We start from the raw sequence: 835 nt of genomic DNA on the forward strand, positions 1-835 counted from the left end.
ATCGGTTACGAACGCTGTATAAACAAAACCAGAAAGAGTACGAACGTAGGTAATATCTGCTACCCACAACCTGTTAGGTCTATCTGCTCTACACTGGCGATTAACTAGATTAGGGCGTGCATCAGGGCGGGGTGAAGGACGGGTAGTCACCGGTTTACGGCCTCGGTGTGCCCCATGAATCCCGGTCAGGCGCATCAATCTGCCAGTCTGTTCCCGTCCGATAGCAAACCCCGCCCGGCGCATAGCACGCCAGATTTTACGAATCCCGTAAACACGGTAATTCTGGTCGAAAATCTTCACGATTTCCTCGATTAACAAGGCATCTCTCAATTGCCTAGCGCTCACTTTTCGGGTCTTTGCCGCCCGGTAACCACGTGGCGTGAGGAAGCCCCCAACCGTGTGTTCTCTCATAACCCGGCAAATACGCTCGACCGAGAAACAATCACGATACTGGTCAATAAACGCAATCATTTCATCCCGGGGTGGTCGAGTTCTTTGGCGAAAAAAGCCGATGCGAGCTTCAAACTCTCGTTAGTACGTTTAAGCTCCGCGTTTTCCCTACGCAACCGCCTTATCTCGGCAGACTCCTCCCGACTAACCCCCGGGTCTTTCTCCCCGGTCTATCTCGGCTTGAACAGCCCAGCGGCGCAGTGATTCCCGGCTGACACCGAGTTTCAGTCCGATATCGCTGATAACCGCCCATCTCGAAACCCCAGAATCGTCTCGAAGCCGGTCAAACACCAACCCAACAGCACAATCCCTAAACTCCCGCGAATACTTCCAAGGCATAAAACAACCCTCACAAAAAACCTAGGAACAAAACCCAGGACACTTC

General features: G+C 52.5%; 1 pseudogene. It reads right to left on the reverse strand.

The annotated features are described in order from the left end of the window. Positions 1–602: pseudogene (locus tag HMPREF0574_RS09935) on the reverse strand (IS3 family transposase); the annotation flags it as partial. Positions 603–835: the final 233 nt, after the last annotated feature.

The sequence above is a fragment of the Mobiluncus curtisii subsp. curtisii ATCC 35241 genome, from assembly GCF_000146285.1.
GTDB lineage: Bacteria > Actinomycetota > Actinomycetes > Actinomycetales > Actinomycetaceae > Mobiluncus > Mobiluncus curtisii.